Below are 14,296 nucleotides of genomic sequence, written 5' to 3' on the forward strand. Positions count from 1 at the left end.
GTGCCCAGGGGTTACCACACAACGACGCACGCCACCTTACCGGCGACCATGCCCCCCTAGGAACGACCAACCGGGGATGCCCCATATGAGAGGCATCCCCGGTCGGATGTTCAGGCCATCGAGTTGTCTCAGACGAGCTCGGTGACGGTGCCGCCGGCGGCGGCAATCTTCTCCTTGGCGGAGCCGGAAACGGCGTCAACCGAAACCTGCAGTGCCACGGAGATCTCGCCCTGTCCGAGGACCTTGACGAGGTGGTTGTTGCGCACCGCACCCTTGGCGACCAGGTCGGCCACGGTGACCTCTCCACCCTCGGGGTAGAGCGTCGCGAGCTTGTCCAGGTTCACGACCTGGTACTCGGTGCGGAACGGGTTCTTGAAGCCCTTGAGCTTCGGGAGACGCATGTGGAGGGGCATCTGCCCACCCTCGAAGCGCTCCGGAACCTGGTAACGGGCCTTGGTGCCCTTGGTGCCACGACCGGCGGTCTTACCCTTGGACGCCTCACCACGACCCACACGGGTCTTGGCGGTCTTGGCGCCCGGGGCGGGCCGGAGGTCATGGGCCTTCAGCGGCTTGTTCTCCGCCATGTCAGTCGACCTCCTCAACCGTCACGAGGTGGCGGACGGTGTGCACCATTCCGCGGAACTCGGGGCGGTCCTCCTTGACAACCACGTCGTGCAGGCGCTTGAGCCCGAGCGAACGCAGGGTGTCGCGGTGGTTCTGCTTGCTGCCGATGTACGACTTCGTCTGCGTGATCTTGAGGCGAGCCATTACGCACCCGCTCCCGCACGCGCACGAAGCAGGGCCGCGGGGGCGACGTCCTCGAGGGGCAGACCGCGGCGGGCCGCGATCTCCTCGGGACGCTGCAGGCCCTTGAGGGCCGCCACGGTCGCGTGCACGATGTTGATCGCGTTGTCGGAGCCGAGCGACTTCGACAGGATGTCGTGAACGCCGGCGCACTCCAGAACGGCGCGCACCGGGCCACCGGCGATCACACCGGTACCGGGGGAAGCAGGCTTGAGCAGGACGACGCCCGCGGCCTTCTCGCCCTGGATCGGGTGAGGAATGGTGCCCTGGATGCGCGGAACCTTGAAGAAGTTCTTCTTGGCTTCCTCGACACCCTTGGCGATGGCCGCGGGAACTTCCTTGGCCTTGCCGTAACCGACACCGACGGTGCCGTCACCATCGCCCACCACGACCAGCGCGGTGAAGCTGAAGCGACGACCACCCTTCACAACCTTGGCGACGCGGTTGATCGCGACAACGCGCTCAACGTACGCGGTCTTCTCGGCGGCGGCTGCGCCGCCGTCACGGCCCTTCCGGTCCCGCCGCTCGCCGCCACCGGCACCGCTTCCGCGGCGCTGGGGTCCAGCCATTGGATTTACCTCTCTCTGTTACGTCCGCTGTGCGTAGGAACCGGGCTCAGAACTTCAGACCGGCTTCACGGGCGGCGTCAGCCAGAGCGGCAATCCGCCCGGCGTACTGGTTACCACCGCGGTCAAACACGACGGCCTCGACGCCTGCGGCCTTGGCACGCTCAGCGACCAGGGCGCCGACCTGCTTGGCCTGGGTGCTCTTGTCGCCCTCGCCACCACGGATGGAGACGTCCAGGGTCGACGCCGACGCGAGCGTGTGGCCCGCGATGTCGTCGATGACCTGGGCCACCATGTGGCGGTTGGACCGCGTCACGACCAAGCGCGGACGCTCCGGCGAACCGGAGATGTGCTTGCGGACGCGGATGTGGCGACGCTTGAGGGCGGCACGCTTGTAGGCGTCGCCCTTGGCGATCTTCACGCCGTATGCCATGGCTACTTACCAGCCTTTCCGACCTTGCGGCGGATGACCTCGCCGGCGTACTTGACGCCCTTGGCCTTGTACGGGTCAGGCTTCCGCAGCTTGCGGATCTTGGCCGCGGTCTCGCCGACCTTCTGCTTGTCGATGCCCTCGACGGAGAACTTCGTGGGGGACTCCACCTTGAAGGTGATGCCCTCCGGGGCCTCGATCAGGATCGGGTGGCTGTAGCCCAGGGCGAACTCCAGATTGGAGCCCTTCGCCTGGACGCGGTAACCGACACCACTGATCTCGAGCGCCTTGGTGTATCCCTGGGTCACACCGGTGATCATGTTCGCCACCAGCGTGCGGGACAGGCCGTGCAGGGCCTTGTTCTGACGCTCGTCGTTCGGGCGGGTGACGCTGAGGAAGCCGTCCTCACCCTTGGTGACCTCGATCGGCGACGCGACGGTGTGCGAGAGGGTGCCCTTGGGCCCCTTCACCGCGACCGTGCGGCCATCGATGGTGACGTCCACACCGGCGGGAACCTGGATGGGGAGCTTGCCGATTCGCGACATGAGCTATTCCTCCGTTCCCGACTACCAGACGTAGGCGAGGACTTCCCCACCTACGCCCTTCTTGCTGGCCTGCTGGCCGGTCAGGAGACCGTGGGACGTGGAGATGATCGCCACGCCCAGGCCGCCGAGGACCTTCGGCAGGTTGGTGGACTTTGCGTATACACGCAGACCCGGCTTCGAGATTCGCTTGATGCCGGCGATCGAGCGCTCGCGGTTCGGGCCGAACTTCAGCTCGAGGACGAGGTTCTTGCCGACCTCGGCATCCTCGACCTTCCAGCCGGTGATGAAGCCCTCCTGCTGGAGGATCTCCGCGATGTGCGACTTGATCTTGCTGTGCGGCATCACGACGGAGTCGTGGTACGCCGAGTTCGCGTTACGCAGACGCGTGAGCATGTCTGCGATGGGATCAGTCATGGTCATGAATTGGCCTTCGGCCTCTCTCGCCGGGGTTTCCTGTATGCGCCATCCCTCTCCCCACTCAGAGGCGGGACGGGTGCGGTGCGGGGACCTACGGCGTAGTAAGTCGGTCTTGGGCGGCAGGCGCCCAACCCCACAAGCCTACGGCATGTGAGGGCGGGCTCCTGCCGACCAGATGCTTACCGAGAGCTTCCGTCAATTCCCAACGCCCAGAGGGCGAAGGAGAATTACCAGGAGCTCTTGGTCACGCCCGGCAGCTCGCCACGGTGAGCCATCTCACGAAGGCACACGCGGCACAGGCCGAACTTGCGGTAGACGGAGTGGGGCCGGCCGCAGCGCTGGCAGCGGGTGTACCCGCGAACGCCGAACTTCGGCTTACGGGCGGCCTTAGCGATCAGAGCCTTCTTCGCCACGGTCAGTTCTCCTTGAACGGGAAGCCGAGGTGACGAAGGAGGGCACGACCCTCGTCGTCATTGGTCGCCGTGGTGACCACGGTGATGTCCATGCCCCGGACCCGGTCGATCTTGTCCTGGTCGATCTCGTGGAACATGACCTGCTCCGTGAGACCGAAGGTGTAGTTGCCACGGCCGTCGAACTGCTTCGGCGACAGACCACGGAAGTCACGGATACGCGGCAGCGCGAGCGACAGCGTACGGTCCAGGAACTCCCACATCCGGTCACCACGGAGGGTGACGTGGCAGCCGATCGGCTGGCCCTCGCGCAGCTTGAACTGCGCGATGGACTTGCGGGCCTTGGTGACGGCCGGCTTCTGACCCGTGATCGTGGTGAGGTCGCGCACGGCGCCGTCGATCAGCTTGGAGTCGCGGGCGGCGTCGCCCACACCCATGTTGACCACGATCTTGACCAGGCCGGGAACCTGCATGACGTTCTCGTAGGAGAACTCCTCACGCAGCTTGCCGGCGATTTCCTCGCGGTACTTCGTCTTCAGACGCGGAGTGGTGGTGGTAGCCATCAGATGTCCTCACCCGTCCGCTTGGCAACGCGGATCTTGTTGCCTTCGTCGTCGAAGCGGTAACCGACGCGCGTGACGACCTTGTTGCCGTCCTTCTCCACGACGAGCTGAACGTTGCTCACGTGGATGGGGGCCTCGGTCGTGACGATGCCACCGGTCTGCGAACCGCGAGCGGTCTGACCGGCCTTGGTGTGCTTCTTGACCCGGTTGACACCCTCGACGAGGACGCGGTCCTGAGCGGGGTAGGCCACGATGACCTTGCCCTGCTTGCCCTTGTCCTTACCGGTGATGACCTGAACCAGGTCGCCCTTCTTGATCTTCATGCTTACAGCACCTCCGGCGCGAGCGAGATGATCTTCATGAACTTCTTCTCGCGCAGTTCCCGGCCCACCGGGCCGAAGATGCGGGTGCCGCGGGGGTCACCGTCGTTCTTCAGAATGACGGCGGCGTTCTCGTCGAAGCGGATGTACGAGCCATCCTGACGGCGACGCTCCTTGACGGTGCGAACGATGACGGCCTTGACGACGTCACCCTTCTTCACGTTGCCACCGGGGATCGCGTCCTTGACGGTGGCGACGATGACGTCACCGATGCCCGCGTAGCGGCGACCCGAACCACCGAGAACACGGATGGTGAGGATTTCCTTCGCACCCGTGTTGTCGGCGACGCGAAGTCGCGACTCCTGCTGGATCACGTCTATCTCCTGATCGTCTGCCGGTTCCCGGCGGGGGCCGCTCCGTCACCGGAACGAGCCCCCGCCGAGCCTGGCGGAACTTGCCTGAGGGGAATGCCCCTCAGGAATTACTTGGCCTTCTCGAGGATCTCGACGACGCGCCACCGCTTCGTGGCGGACAGCGGCCGGGTCTCCATCAGGAGGACGCGGTCGCCGACGCCGGCGGCGTTCTGCTCGTCGTGCGCCTTGAGCTTGTTCGTACGGCGGATGACCTTGCCGTACAGCGCGTGCTTGACACGGTCCTCGACAGCGACGACGACGGTCTTGTCCATCTTGTCGCTGACGACCAGACCCTCACGGGTCTTGCGGAAACCGCGGTCGGTGTTCGTCTCAGTCACAGTCTTCTCGCTCATCAGGCGCTCTCCACCGTCTCGATGCCCAGCTCGCGCTCGCGCATCAGGGTGTAGATCCGGGCGATGTCCTTACGGACGGACTTGAGCCGGCCGTGGTTCTCGAGCTGCCCGGTCGCCGCCTGGAAGCGGAGGTTGAACAGCTCTTCCTTGGCCTCGCGGAGCTTGTTGAGGAGCTCCTCGTTGCCCAGCTCGCGCAGCTCGGACGCCTTGGTACCGGCCGACATCACGACTCACCTGCCTCGCGCCGAACGATCCGGCACTTCATCGGAAGCTTGTGAGCAGCGCGGGTAAGCGCCTCACGAGCAATCTTCTCGTTCGGGTAGGACAGCTCGAACATCACCCGACCCGGCTTGACGTTCGCGATCCACCACTCGGGAGAACCCTTACCGGAACCCATGCGGGTCTCGGCCGGCTTCTTCGTCAGGGGACGGTCCGGGTAGATGTTGATCCAGACCTTGCCGCCACGCTTGATGTGGCGGGTCATCGCGATACGAGCTGCCTCGATCTGGCGGTTCGTCACGTACGCCGGGGTCAGCGCCTGGATGCCGTACTCGCCGAACGCAACCTGCGTGCCACCCTTGGACATACCGCTGCGCTTCGGGTGGTGCTGCTTGCGGTGCTTGACCCTACGGGGGATCAGCATTTCGGTCAGGCCTCCGTTCCGGTGCTCTCGGCAGCCGGAGCGGCAGCGGCGGGAGCCTCGGCCTTGGGGGCCTCGGCAGCCGGAGCCGACTGCTGCTGCGGCTTGCGACCGCGACCGCCACGCTCGCCACCGCGGCCACCACGGCCGGCCGGGCGGTCAGCGCCGCCACGGGCCGGGCGGTTGCCGGCGCGGGCAGCGGCGTTCTCGGCGCGGACCTCGGCGATGTTCTTGACGTCGCCCTTGTAGATCCAGACCTTCACGCCGATGCGGCCGAAGGTCGTCTTGGCCTCGAAGAAGCCGTAGTCGACGTTCGCGCGGAGCGTGTGCAGGGGCACACGGCCCTCGCGGTAGAACTCCGAGCGGGACATCTCGGCGCCGCCGAGGCGGCCACCGCACTGGATCTTGATGCCCTTGGCGCCGGCCTTCATCGAGGACTGCATGCTCTTGCGCATGGCCCGACGGAAGGAGACGCGGGAGGAGAGCTGCTCGGCGACGGCCTGGGCCACCAGCTGAGCGTCCACCTCGGGGTTCTTGACCTCGAGGATGTTCAGCTGGACCTGCTTGCCGGTCAGCTTCTCCAGCTCGCCACGGATGCGGTCGGCCTCGGCGCCACGGCGACCGATGACGATGCCCGGACGGGCGGTGTGGATGTCAACGCGGACGCGGTCGCGGGTGCGCTCGATCTCGACCTTCGAGATGCCGGCCCGCTCCATGCCCTTCGTCATCATGCGACGAATGGCGACGTCTTCCTTGACGTAGTCCTTGTACAGCTTGTCGGCGTACCAACGGGACTTGAAGTCCGTGGTAATGCCGAGCCGGAACCCGTGCGGGTTTACCTTCTGGCCCATTACCGGGTTCCTTCCTTGCTGCTGACGACCACGGTGATGTGGCTGGTCCGCTTACGGATCCGGTAGGCACGGCCCTGAGCACGCGGACGGAACCGCTTCAGGGTCGGGCCCTCGTCCACATACGCCTCGCTGATGACCAGCGAAGAGGCGTCGGTGTGGTCGTAGTTGTGTGCGGCGTTGGCAATGGCGCTGTCCAGCACCTTGCCAACCGGCACGCTCGCGGCCTGCGGGGCGAAACGCAGGACCGCCTGAGCCTCCGTGGCATCCATGCCACGGATGAGGTCCACCACGCGGCGGGCCTTCATGGGCGTGACGCGGATGTACCGCGCCTGGGCCCTGGCTTCCATGGTTGTCCCTTCGGTGTAAGTCATAGTCGTTTCCACCCCGCGGTTAGCGGCGCTTCGACTTCCGGTCGTCCTTGACGTGGCCGCGGAAGGTGCGAGTCGGCGAGAACTCGCCGAGCTTGTGGCCGACCATCGACTCGGTGACGAACACCGGGACGTGGATCTTGCCGTTGTGCACCGCGATGGTGTGACCCAGCATGGCCGGGACGATCATCGAGCGACGGGACCAGGTCTTGATGACGTTCTTGGTGCCTGCCTCGTTCTGAACTTCCACCTTCTTGATGAGGTGGCCGTCGACGAAGGGCCCCTTCTTGAGACTGCGCGGCATCTAAACCCGCTCCTAGCGCTTCTTGTTCGTCTTGCGGCGGCGGACGATGTACTTGTTCGATGCCTTCTTCGGCGAACGAGTACGACCCTCCTTCTGACCCCACGGCGAGACCGGGTGGCGACCACCGGAGGTCTTGCCTTCACCACCACCGTGCGGGTGGTCAACCGGGTTCATCGCGACACCGCGGACGGTCGGGCGGACGCCCTTCCAGCGCATGCGGCCGGCCTTGCCCCAGTTGATGTTCGACTGCTCGGCGTTGCCGACCTCGCCGATGGTGGCGCGGCAGCGGGCGTCGACCAGGCGGATCTCACCCGACGGCATACGAAGGTGGGCCATGGTGCCCTCCTTCGCCAGCAGCTGCACGGAGGCACCCGCGGAACGGGCGAACTTCGCGCCGCCGCCGGGCCGCAGCTCGATGGCGTGGATGGTCGTACCGACCGGGATGTTGCGCAGCGCCAGGTTGTTGCCGGGCTTGATGTCGGCGGTCGGGCCGTTCTCGACACGGTCGCCCTGCGTCAGGCCACGCGGCGCGATGATGTAGCGCTTCTCGCCGTCCGCGTAGTGCAGGAGCGCGATGCGCGCGGTGCGGTTGGGGTCGTACTCGATGTGCGCGACCTTGGCCGGCACGCCGTCCTTGTCGTGACGACGGAAGTCGATCACTCGGTAGGCGCGCTTGTGGCCACCGCCCTGGTGGCGAACGGTCACACGACCGGCGTTGTTACGGCCGCCCTTGCTGTGCAGGGGGCGGACCAGCGACTTCTCCGGCGTGGACCGCGTGATCTCGACAAAGTCGGCGACGCTGGAGCCACGACGGCCCGGGGTCGTCGGCTTGTACTTGCGGATACCCATTTCTCAGTCCTCGTCCGATTCCGGACGACTCGACCTCCGTCAGGAGGTCGGGCCGCCGAAGATGTCGATACGGTCGCCCTCGGCGAGGGTCACGATGGCGCGCTTCGTGTCGGCGCGCTTGCCGAAACCGGTCTTGGTGCGCTTGCGCTTACCCTGACGGTTGATCGTGTTGACCCCGGTGACCTTGACCGAGAAGACCGCTTCCACGGCCTGCTTGATCTGGGTCTTGTTGGAGCCGGGCGCGACGATGAACGTGTACTTGTTCTCGTCGAGCAGCGCGTAGCTCTTCTCGGACACGACCGGCTTGACGAGAACGTCGCGCGGGTCCGAGTAGGTCTTGCTGGTAACGGTCGCCTCGCTCATCAGGCGTCGCTCCCTTCGGTCTCAGCGGTCTGGGGGCCAGACACGAAGGACTCGAAGGCGGCCTGGGTGAAGACCACGTCGTCAGAGACGATCACGTCGTACGTGTTCAGCTGGCCCGGCTCCAGGATGTGCACCTGGGGCAGGTTGCGGGCGGACAGCCACGCGGCCTCGTCGGCACGGTCGACGACCAGGAGCAGGTTCTTGCGCTCCGAGATCTTGCCGAACAGCGTCTTGGCGGCCTTCGTGGAGACTGCACCGTCGACCACGCCGGTGACGACGTGGATGCGGGAGTGGCGTGCCCGGTCCGAGAGGGCACCGCGCAGGGCGGCGGCCTTCATCTTCTTCGGGGTCCGCTGCGAGTAGTCACGCGGCTGCGGGCCGTGGACGACGCCACCGCCGGCGAACTGCGGCGCACGGGTCGAACCCTGGCGCGCGCGGCCGGTGCCCTTCTGGCGGTACGGCTTGCGGCCACCGCCACGGACTTCGCCGCGGGTCTTGGTCTTGTGCGTGCCCTGACGGGCAGCTGCCAGCTGTGCGACGACGACCTGGTGGATCAGCGGAACGCTGGTCTTCGCGTCGAAGATCTCCGCGGGGAGCTCGACGGTACCGGCCTTGTCGCCTGCCGGCGAAAGGATGTCAATGGTGCTCATTACCTCAAGCCCCCTTGGCCGCGGTACGGACCAGGACGAGGCCGCCGTTCGGACCGGGGACTGCGCCCTTGATGAGGAGCAGACCCTTCTCCGCGTCAACCGCGTGGATGGTCAGGTTCTGGGTGGTGACACGCTCGTTGCCCATGCGACCCGCCATGCGCATGCCCTTGAAGACACGGCCGGGGGTGGCACAGCCACCGATGGAGCCAGGCATACGGTGCACACGGTGGGCACCGTGGGACGCCTTGCCACCCTTGAAGTTGTGACGCTTCATCACACCGGCGAAGCCCTTGCCCTTGCTCTTGCCCGTGACGTCGACCTTGACGCCGGACTCGAACACCTCGGCAGTGACTTCCTGGCCCAGCGTGTACTCGCTGGCGTCAGGGGTGCGGAGCTCCACCAGGTGGCGGCGCGGGGTCACGTCGGCCTTGGCGAAGTGGCCCTTGAGGGGCTTGTTCACCTTGCGGGGGTCGATCTCGCCGAAGGCGATCTGGACTGCCTCGTAGCCGTCGTTGTCGTTCGTGCGGACCTGGGTGACGACGCAGGGCCCGGCCTTGACGACGGTCACCGGGACGACCCGGTTGTTCTCGTCCCAGACCTGGGTCATGCCGAGCTTCTCGCCCAGGACGCCCTTAATGTTCTTAGCCATCTCGCGCGTCACCTCAGAGCTTGATCTCGATGTCGACGCCGGCCGGCAGGTCGAGACGCATCAGCGAGTCAACCGTCTTCGGCGTGGGGTCGAGGATGTCGATGAGGCGCTTGTGCGTGCGCATCTCGAAGTGCTCGCGCGAGTCCTTGTACTTGTGCGGCGACTTGATGACGCAGTACACGTTCTTCTCAGTGGGCAGCGGCACCGGGCCCGCGACCGACGCACCAGTGCGGGTCACCGTCTCGACGATCTTCTTCGCCGAGGAGTCGATGACCTCGTGGTCGTAGGCCTTGAGCCGGATGCGGATCTTCTGTCCCGCCATGGCTACTAGTAGTCCTGTCTCTCGTAACGCTCTGGAACCCGGGGGCTCTGACGACTCCACCTCCGACCCACGCGGTCGGGCGTGTCGCATCCCCTCTACGCAGATCTCCCGAAGGATTTCCCAACCAAGGGGGTGCGGGCCCGAGGACCGCAGGACCGGGGGCGAAACACCCACCGGGCGCCTGGCCGGTGCCCCACTGACGCTTCCCGGAAGATTCCCGTACGTCCGACCCACGAGGGGTCGACGAGTACTGTGGGACTCGCTTCCGGTCCTCCCGGCGGGAGGCGCGCAGCATTGACACTCAACCGAGCAACCTGGTCAGTGTGCCATACGGGGCGTGAGCCTGGCCAATCGGGCGGAGGATCTTACCCCTCGTGCTCGTTCGGTCAAACGCGGGCGCGCAGCGGGCGCCGTGCCGGGCACCCCCATCGTAATCGGGTCGAGCGGTGCGCACGGCCCCACCTAGAGTGACCGGCCGGGCAGAACCGTCGTCACCAGGGGCATCGATCATGCGTACGCACTATCCACGCACCGCCCATCTGCCCTGGTCACCCGGGGCCACCTCGGACGACGTACGCATCGCGGATCTCGCCGCGCTGACCGGCCGCGAGGTCGTCGTCACCGAGAAGCTGGACGGCGAGAACACCACGCTCTACGCCGACGGGCTCCACGCCCGCTCCCTCGATTCCGCGCACCACCCCTCGCGGGGCTGGGTGAAGGCGCTCCAGGGCCGGGTCGGGGCGCGCGTCCCCGACGGGTGGCGGGTCTGCGGCGAGAACATGTTCGCCCGCCACTCGCTCCCGTACGACGGTCTGGAGAGCTTCTTCTACGGCTTCTCCGTCTGGGACGGGGAGCGCTGTCTGGGCTGGGACCGGACCGCGGAGTTCCTGCGGGATCTGGGGATACCGGTGCCGCCCGTGCTGTGGCGGGGAGTGTTCGACGCCCGTGCCGAGACGGCGCTGCGGGCGCTGAAGCTCGACACCGCACGGCAGGAGGGATACGTCGTACGGCCCGCGGACGGCTTCGGGGCGGCGGACTTCGGGCGGCTGGTGGCCAAGTGGGTGCGGCCGGGTCACGTACGGACCGATACGCACTGGATGCACGCCGCCGTCGTACCGAACGGGCTCGGCCCGGCCGCCGCCCTGTGGGCCGTACGGTCCGGGGCGCCGGTCGACGCGGCGGCGCTGGCCGCCGCCGCGGGCACGGACGCGGGGGACGCCGGGGCCGCCGCCGCGATGGGCGACGCCGTGGACGCACTGGGCCGGACGGGCGAGGACCGGCTGGCCGGGGTGGTGGCCGCGCTGCTGCACCGGTCCCGCCGCGCCGCGCTCGCCCCCGCGCTGGCCCCCGCGCTCGGGATGCCGCTCGCCCGCCGCGTCGCGGACCTGGTCGGGCTGCACCCCGGGCTGCACCGCCCGTATCCGGACGAGGAGCGCCGCACCGGACTGGTCCGGATGTCGTTCGCCGCCGATCTGCCGCTGCTGCACGCGCTGGCCGCCACGGTGGCGGAGACCGCCGGGGCGCGGGAGCAGGTGGAGTGGTCGGCGCTGTACGCGGAGGACGTGAGCGAACCGGCCGGGCTGCGGGAGGCGTTCGCGGATCTGGAGCCGGACGCCGCCGACCGCTGCCTGGCGCAGGCCCGGGAGGCGTACGCGCTGGGCCGGGTCACCACCGCCGAGGAGGCGGTCGCCGCGACCTGGCGCTGGCGGGGCGGGGAGTTCCCGCGCCTGGTCCAGCTGGTCGGCCCGTCCGGCAGCGGCAAGAGCACCTTCGGGCGCGCCCTGCCCGGCGTCGACACCTGTCTCTCGCTCGACGACCTGCGCTCCGCACGGGGTTCGCGCGCCGACCAGAAGGCCAACGGGGACGTGCTGCGCGAGGGTCTCGACCGGCTGGACGCCGCGCTCACGGCGGGCTCCACGGTGGTCTGGGACGCCACCTCGCTCAACGCGCACCAGCGCTCCCTGGTGCACGCGGTCGCCCGGCGCCGGGACGCGCTGCTCACCCACGCCGTGGCCCTGGTGGACGAGGCGGAGCTGATCCGGCGCAACGGACGCCGCAGCCACCCCGTGCCGCCCGGGGTGCTGGCCTCGCAGCTGCGCAGATTCGTGCCCCCGTACCCCGGCCAGGCCCACCGCACCTGGTACATCGGCGCGAGCGGGACCGTGGAGGACAGGGCGTAGATGCGTACCAGCGAGGAGATCTACCACCGGGTCCGCTGGGACACCCGGTTCGATCCGGCGCGCTTCGTGCTGGGCGTGGCGCAGCGCGGCACCGTGCCCAAGCGGGTGCCGCTGCCCCGCTTCACGCCCGGCGGGGACATCCCCTGGCACCGGGTGCTGTTCATCGAGGCGGACGGCGAGGTGGTGTGGGACCGGTCCTCGGGCGTGGACCGGATCGACGCCACGGACGCCGGGCGGGTGCGCGCCCCGCGCCGGCTGCCGTCCCCGTACTTCGTCTCCCGCACCCCGCACGCGTTCTCGGCACCCGACGCCGCCTGGGCGCCCGTGCCCGAGGACGCTCCGGCGCCCACGCCGTCCTCCGGTCCCCTGACGCTGCTGACCTGGAACACGCTCTGGGACCGCTACGACAGCGACCGTATCGACACCGCCCGGCGCCGGCCGCTCCTGCTCGATGCCCTGCGCGCCGCCGACGCCGATGTCATCGCCCTCCAGGAGGCCGAACCGGCCCTGCTCGCCCTGCTGTTGGCGGCGCCCTGGGTCCGCGAGGGCTACACGCTCTGGGCCGATCCGGCCGGCCGGGACGTCGCCGACTGCGGGCTGCTGCTGCTCAGCAGGGTCCCGGTGCGCGAGGCGGGCCTGCACGCCCTCGGCCCGCACAAGGCGGTCGCGGCCGTGGTCGTGGACGGTCCGGGCGGACCGGTCACGGTCGCGGCGACCCACCTCAGCAGCGACCACTCGCCCGACGGCGCCCGCCGCCGCGACGCCGAACTGTCCGATCTGGCAACGGGGCTGGCGGCGATCGAGGGCGAGGTGGCGCTGCTCGGCGACTTCAACGACGGCGGGGACACCCCGCAGGACCGACTGGGGATGACGGACGCCTGGAGCCGGGTGCACGGCCCGGACGACCGGACGCCCACCTTCGACCCCTCGGTCAACCCGCTGGCCGCCGTCTCCTCCCTGACCGGGCGGGTGTCCCGGCTGGACCGGGTGCTGGTCCGCCCGGACGGGCTGCGGCCCGCCTCGGCGGCGCTGCTGGGCGATGTCCCCGCACCGGACGGGCTGTACGTCTCGGACCACTTCGGGGTACGGGTCGAGCTGGCCGCCGACGCGGCGGAGGAGGCGGCCGGGACGGATCCGGCGGAGGAGGAGCGCGCGGCCGGGATCGTGCGCCGGGTGGCCGCCGCCCTGGCCGAAGGCCGTGTCCACCTGTCCGGCTCGCGCCGGATGGGCTGTGCGCTGCCCGGCGCGGACGTGGACCTGGTCGCGGCGCTGCCCGGTGCGGTGGATCTGCCGGGGGTACGTCTCCGGCTGGCCGCGGCCCTGCCGGACGCTGAGGGCCTGCGCGAGGTGACCGGTGCCCGTGTGCCGGGGCTGCGGTTCTCGCTCGACGGGCTCGGGGTGGACCTGGTGACCGTGGCGACGGGTGACCTCGCCCCGGCCGCGGCGGTGTCCCGGCGGGCCGAGCTGGGCGAGGCGGCGGCCACGGCCCTGAGCGCGGTGAGCGACGCGGACGCCGTGCTCGCGGCGGCGGACCCGCACCGGGCGGCGTTCACCCGGCTCGCCCGCGAGGTGAAGGGCTGGGCGCGGGCACGCGGCCTGGACTCCGCCCCGTGCGGCGGGCTGCCCGGCCTCGCCTGGTCGGTGCTGGCGGCCCGCACCGCCCACGAGTCGGGCGACCTGCTCCCGCTCCCCCTGCTCAGGCACTTCTTCGCCCCCTGGGCGGCCTGGGACTGGGACCGCGCGGTCGGCCTCGGCGGGACGGGCGGACTCGACCGGGCGGTCGGCTCCGGCGCAACCGCCGACACCGTCGTACTCCCCCTCACCGTCCTGACCCCCACCGCCCCCGTCCACTCCTGCACCACGCAGGTCTCCCCCGCCGGCCGCGACCTGGTCACCGAGGAGCTCTTCCGCGCCTGGGAGATCCTGGAGTCCGCCCCCGACTCCGGCCCCGTACCGCACGCCCTGCTCCACGCCCCGCCACCGCTGCACGCGCGCCACTCCGCCTGGGCGATCGTCTCCGTGCGGCACGGCGCGGACGAGGGGCGCTTCCGCGGCCGCCTCCTGGCCCTGCTCACCGCGCTCGCGGAGGCGGGCTCCCCGGACGCGCACGCCTGGCCGCGCCCGTGCGGCACCGACGCCTCCCATGTCCAGTACGCCATCGGCCTGGGCCGCACCCCGCCCGACGGGGCCCGGCTCGCGGAGATCGGCGCGCGGCTGCTGCACGGCATCCCGGAGGCGGGACTGCGCCGGGCGGACCGCGCGCAGGCGCCGGACCTGCGGTGACGGCGGTCGGCGAGAA

Annotated in this window: 23 protein-coding genes; 2 read left to right on the forward strand and 21 right to left on the reverse strand. The window is 69.1% G+C overall.

Annotated features, from left to right (window positions below; translation table 11 throughout):
- Positions 1 to 128 precede the first annotated feature (128 nt).
- The 21 genes from rplO to rpsJ all read right to left on the reverse strand — a co-directional run bounded on the left by rplO (position 129) and on the right by rpsJ (position 9,817).
- A complete protein-coding gene (gene rplO / locus GA0115234_RS11140) occupies positions 129 to 584 on the reverse strand; it encodes a 50S ribosomal protein L15 (protein WP_018550610.1) in 456 nt (151 codons plus the stop codon).
- Position 585: 1 nt separating this feature from the next.
- Complete coding sequence (gene rpmD / locus GA0115234_RS11145; RefSeq protein WP_018550611.1) at positions 586 to 768, reverse strand: 50S ribosomal protein L30; 183 nt, start codon at positions 766 to 768, stop codon at positions 586 to 588.
- Positions 768 to 1,373, reverse strand: a complete 606-nt coding sequence (gene rpsE / locus GA0115234_RS11150) for a 30S ribosomal protein S5 (protein ID WP_030914151.1) — start codon at positions 1,371 to 1,373, stop codon at positions 768 to 770. The genes rpmD and rpsE overlap by 1 nt, the downstream gene beginning before the upstream one ends.
- 46 nt (positions 1,374 to 1,419) lie before the next feature.
- The gene (rplR, locus tag GA0115234_RS11155; RefSeq protein WP_093540756.1) at positions 1,420 to 1,803 is read right to left on the reverse strand and encodes a 50S ribosomal protein L18; all 384 of its coding nucleotides are present in this window, start codon (positions 1,801 to 1,803) and stop codon (positions 1,420 to 1,422) included.
- 2 nt (positions 1,804 to 1,805) lie between these two features.
- Complete coding sequence (rplF, locus tag GA0115234_RS11160) at positions 1,806 to 2,345, reverse strand: 50S ribosomal protein L6 (protein WP_093540757.1); 540 nt, start codon at positions 2,343 to 2,345, stop codon at positions 1,806 to 1,808.
- A gap of 21 nt (positions 2,346 to 2,366) precedes the next feature.
- Complete coding sequence (gene rpsH / locus GA0115234_RS11165) at positions 2,367 to 2,765, reverse strand: 30S ribosomal protein S8 (protein ID WP_037688013.1); 399 nt, start codon at positions 2,763 to 2,765, stop codon at positions 2,367 to 2,369.
- 224 nt (positions 2,766 to 2,989) lie between these two features.
- A complete protein-coding gene (locus GA0115234_RS11175; protein ID WP_003948630.1) occupies positions 2,990 to 3,175 on the reverse strand; it encodes a type Z 30S ribosomal protein S14 in 186 nt (61 codons plus the stop codon).
- 2 nt (positions 3,176 to 3,177) lie between these two features.
- Positions 3,178 to 3,735 (reverse strand): 50S ribosomal protein L5, encoded by a 558-nt coding sequence (gene rplE, locus GA0115234_RS11180; protein ID WP_093540759.1) that lies wholly within the window; start codon positions 3,733 to 3,735, stop codon positions 3,178 to 3,180.
- On the reverse strand, positions 3,735 to 4,058 hold the full coding sequence (gene rplX / locus GA0115234_RS11185) for a 50S ribosomal protein L24 (protein ID WP_003966949.1): 324 nt from the start codon (positions 4,056 to 4,058) through the stop codon (positions 3,735 to 3,737). Before rplX ends, rplE begins: the two co-directional genes overlap by 1 nt.
- Before the next feature lie 2 nt (positions 4,059 to 4,060).
- A complete protein-coding gene (gene rplN / locus GA0115234_RS11190; protein ID WP_003966950.1) occupies positions 4,061 to 4,429 on the reverse strand; it encodes a 50S ribosomal protein L14 in 369 nt (122 codons plus the stop codon).
- Between the two features lie 107 nt (positions 4,430 to 4,536).
- The gene (gene rpsQ, locus GA0115234_RS11195; RefSeq protein WP_030977953.1) at positions 4,537 to 4,821 is read right to left on the reverse strand and encodes a 30S ribosomal protein S17; all 285 of its coding nucleotides are present in this window, start codon (positions 4,819 to 4,821) and stop codon (positions 4,537 to 4,539) included.
- Positions 4,821 to 5,045, reverse strand: a complete 225-nt coding sequence (gene rpmC / locus GA0115234_RS11200; protein WP_015035581.1) for a 50S ribosomal protein L29 — start codon at positions 5,043 to 5,045, stop codon at positions 4,821 to 4,823. Before rpmC ends, rpsQ begins: the two co-directional genes overlap by 1 nt.
- Positions 5,045 to 5,464, reverse strand: a complete 420-nt coding sequence (rplP, locus tag GA0115234_RS11205) for a 50S ribosomal protein L16 (protein ID WP_014047785.1) — start codon at positions 5,462 to 5,464, stop codon at positions 5,045 to 5,047. Before rplP ends, rpmC begins: the two co-directional genes overlap by 1 nt.
- A gap of 5 nt (positions 5,465 to 5,469) precedes the next feature.
- Positions 5,470 to 6,312 carry a 30S ribosomal protein S3 gene (rpsC, locus tag GA0115234_RS11210; RefSeq protein WP_093540760.1) on the reverse strand — a complete coding sequence of 281 codons (843 nt, stop codon included), beginning with the start codon at positions 6,310 to 6,312 and terminating at the stop codon, positions 5,470 to 5,472.
- A complete protein-coding gene (gene rplV / locus GA0115234_RS11215; RefSeq protein WP_004571827.1) occupies positions 6,312 to 6,659 on the reverse strand; it encodes a 50S ribosomal protein L22 in 348 nt (115 codons plus the stop codon). The genes rpsC and rplV overlap by 1 nt, the downstream gene beginning before the upstream one ends.
- A gap of 43 nt (positions 6,660 to 6,702) precedes the next feature.
- The gene (rpsS, locus tag GA0115234_RS11220; protein ID WP_093540761.1) at positions 6,703 to 6,984 is read right to left on the reverse strand and encodes a 30S ribosomal protein S19; all 282 of its coding nucleotides are present in this window, start codon (positions 6,982 to 6,984) and stop codon (positions 6,703 to 6,705) included.
- A gap of 12 nt (positions 6,985 to 6,996) precedes the next feature.
- On the reverse strand, positions 6,997 to 7,833 hold the full coding sequence (gene rplB, locus GA0115234_RS11225; protein ID WP_093540762.1) for a 50S ribosomal protein L2: 837 nt from the start codon (positions 7,831 to 7,833) through the stop codon (positions 6,997 to 6,999).
- Positions 7,834 to 7,872: 39 nt separating this feature from the next.
- Complete coding sequence (gene rplW / locus GA0115234_RS11230) at positions 7,873 to 8,196, reverse strand: 50S ribosomal protein L23 (RefSeq protein WP_014154589.1); 324 nt, start codon at positions 8,194 to 8,196, stop codon at positions 7,873 to 7,875.
- Positions 8,196 to 8,846, reverse strand: coding sequence for a 50S ribosomal protein L4 (gene rplD, locus GA0115234_RS11235; protein ID WP_093540763.1), 651 nt, complete (start codon positions 8,844 to 8,846; stop codon positions 8,196 to 8,198). The genes rplW and rplD overlap by 1 nt, the downstream gene beginning before the upstream one ends.
- A 4-nt stretch (positions 8,847 to 8,850) precedes the next feature.
- The gene (gene rplC, locus GA0115234_RS11240; protein WP_072485542.1) at positions 8,851 to 9,495 is read right to left on the reverse strand and encodes a 50S ribosomal protein L3; all 645 of its coding nucleotides are present in this window, start codon (positions 9,493 to 9,495) and stop codon (positions 8,851 to 8,853) included.
- A 13-nt stretch (positions 9,496 to 9,508) separates the two neighbouring features.
- Positions 9,509 to 9,817 (reverse strand): 30S ribosomal protein S10, encoded by a 309-nt coding sequence (rpsJ, locus tag GA0115234_RS11245; RefSeq protein WP_003948644.1) that lies wholly within the window; start codon positions 9,815 to 9,817, stop codon positions 9,509 to 9,511.
- Positions 9,818 to 10,326: 509 nt separating this feature from the next.
- On the opposite strand from rpsJ, the gene GA0115234_RS11250 reads away from it, so the two are divergent.
- Positions 10,327 to 11,997: an RNA ligase family protein gene (locus GA0115234_RS11250; RefSeq protein WP_093540764.1), complete on the forward strand. Its 1,671-nt coding sequence runs from the start codon at positions 10,327 to 10,329 to the stop codon at positions 11,995 to 11,997.
- A complete protein-coding gene (locus GA0115234_RS11255) occupies positions 11,998 to 14,280 on the forward strand; it encodes a poly(A) polymerase (protein WP_093540765.1) in 2,283 nt (760 codons plus the stop codon). It abuts the gene before it with no gap.
- Positions 14,281 to 14,296: the final 16 nt, after the last annotated feature.

The sequence above is a fragment of the Streptomyces sp. DvalAA-43 genome (assembly GCF_900091725.1).
In the GTDB taxonomy this organism is placed as follows: Bacteria; Actinomycetota; Actinomycetes; order Streptomycetales; family Streptomycetaceae; genus Streptomyces; species Streptomyces pulveraceus.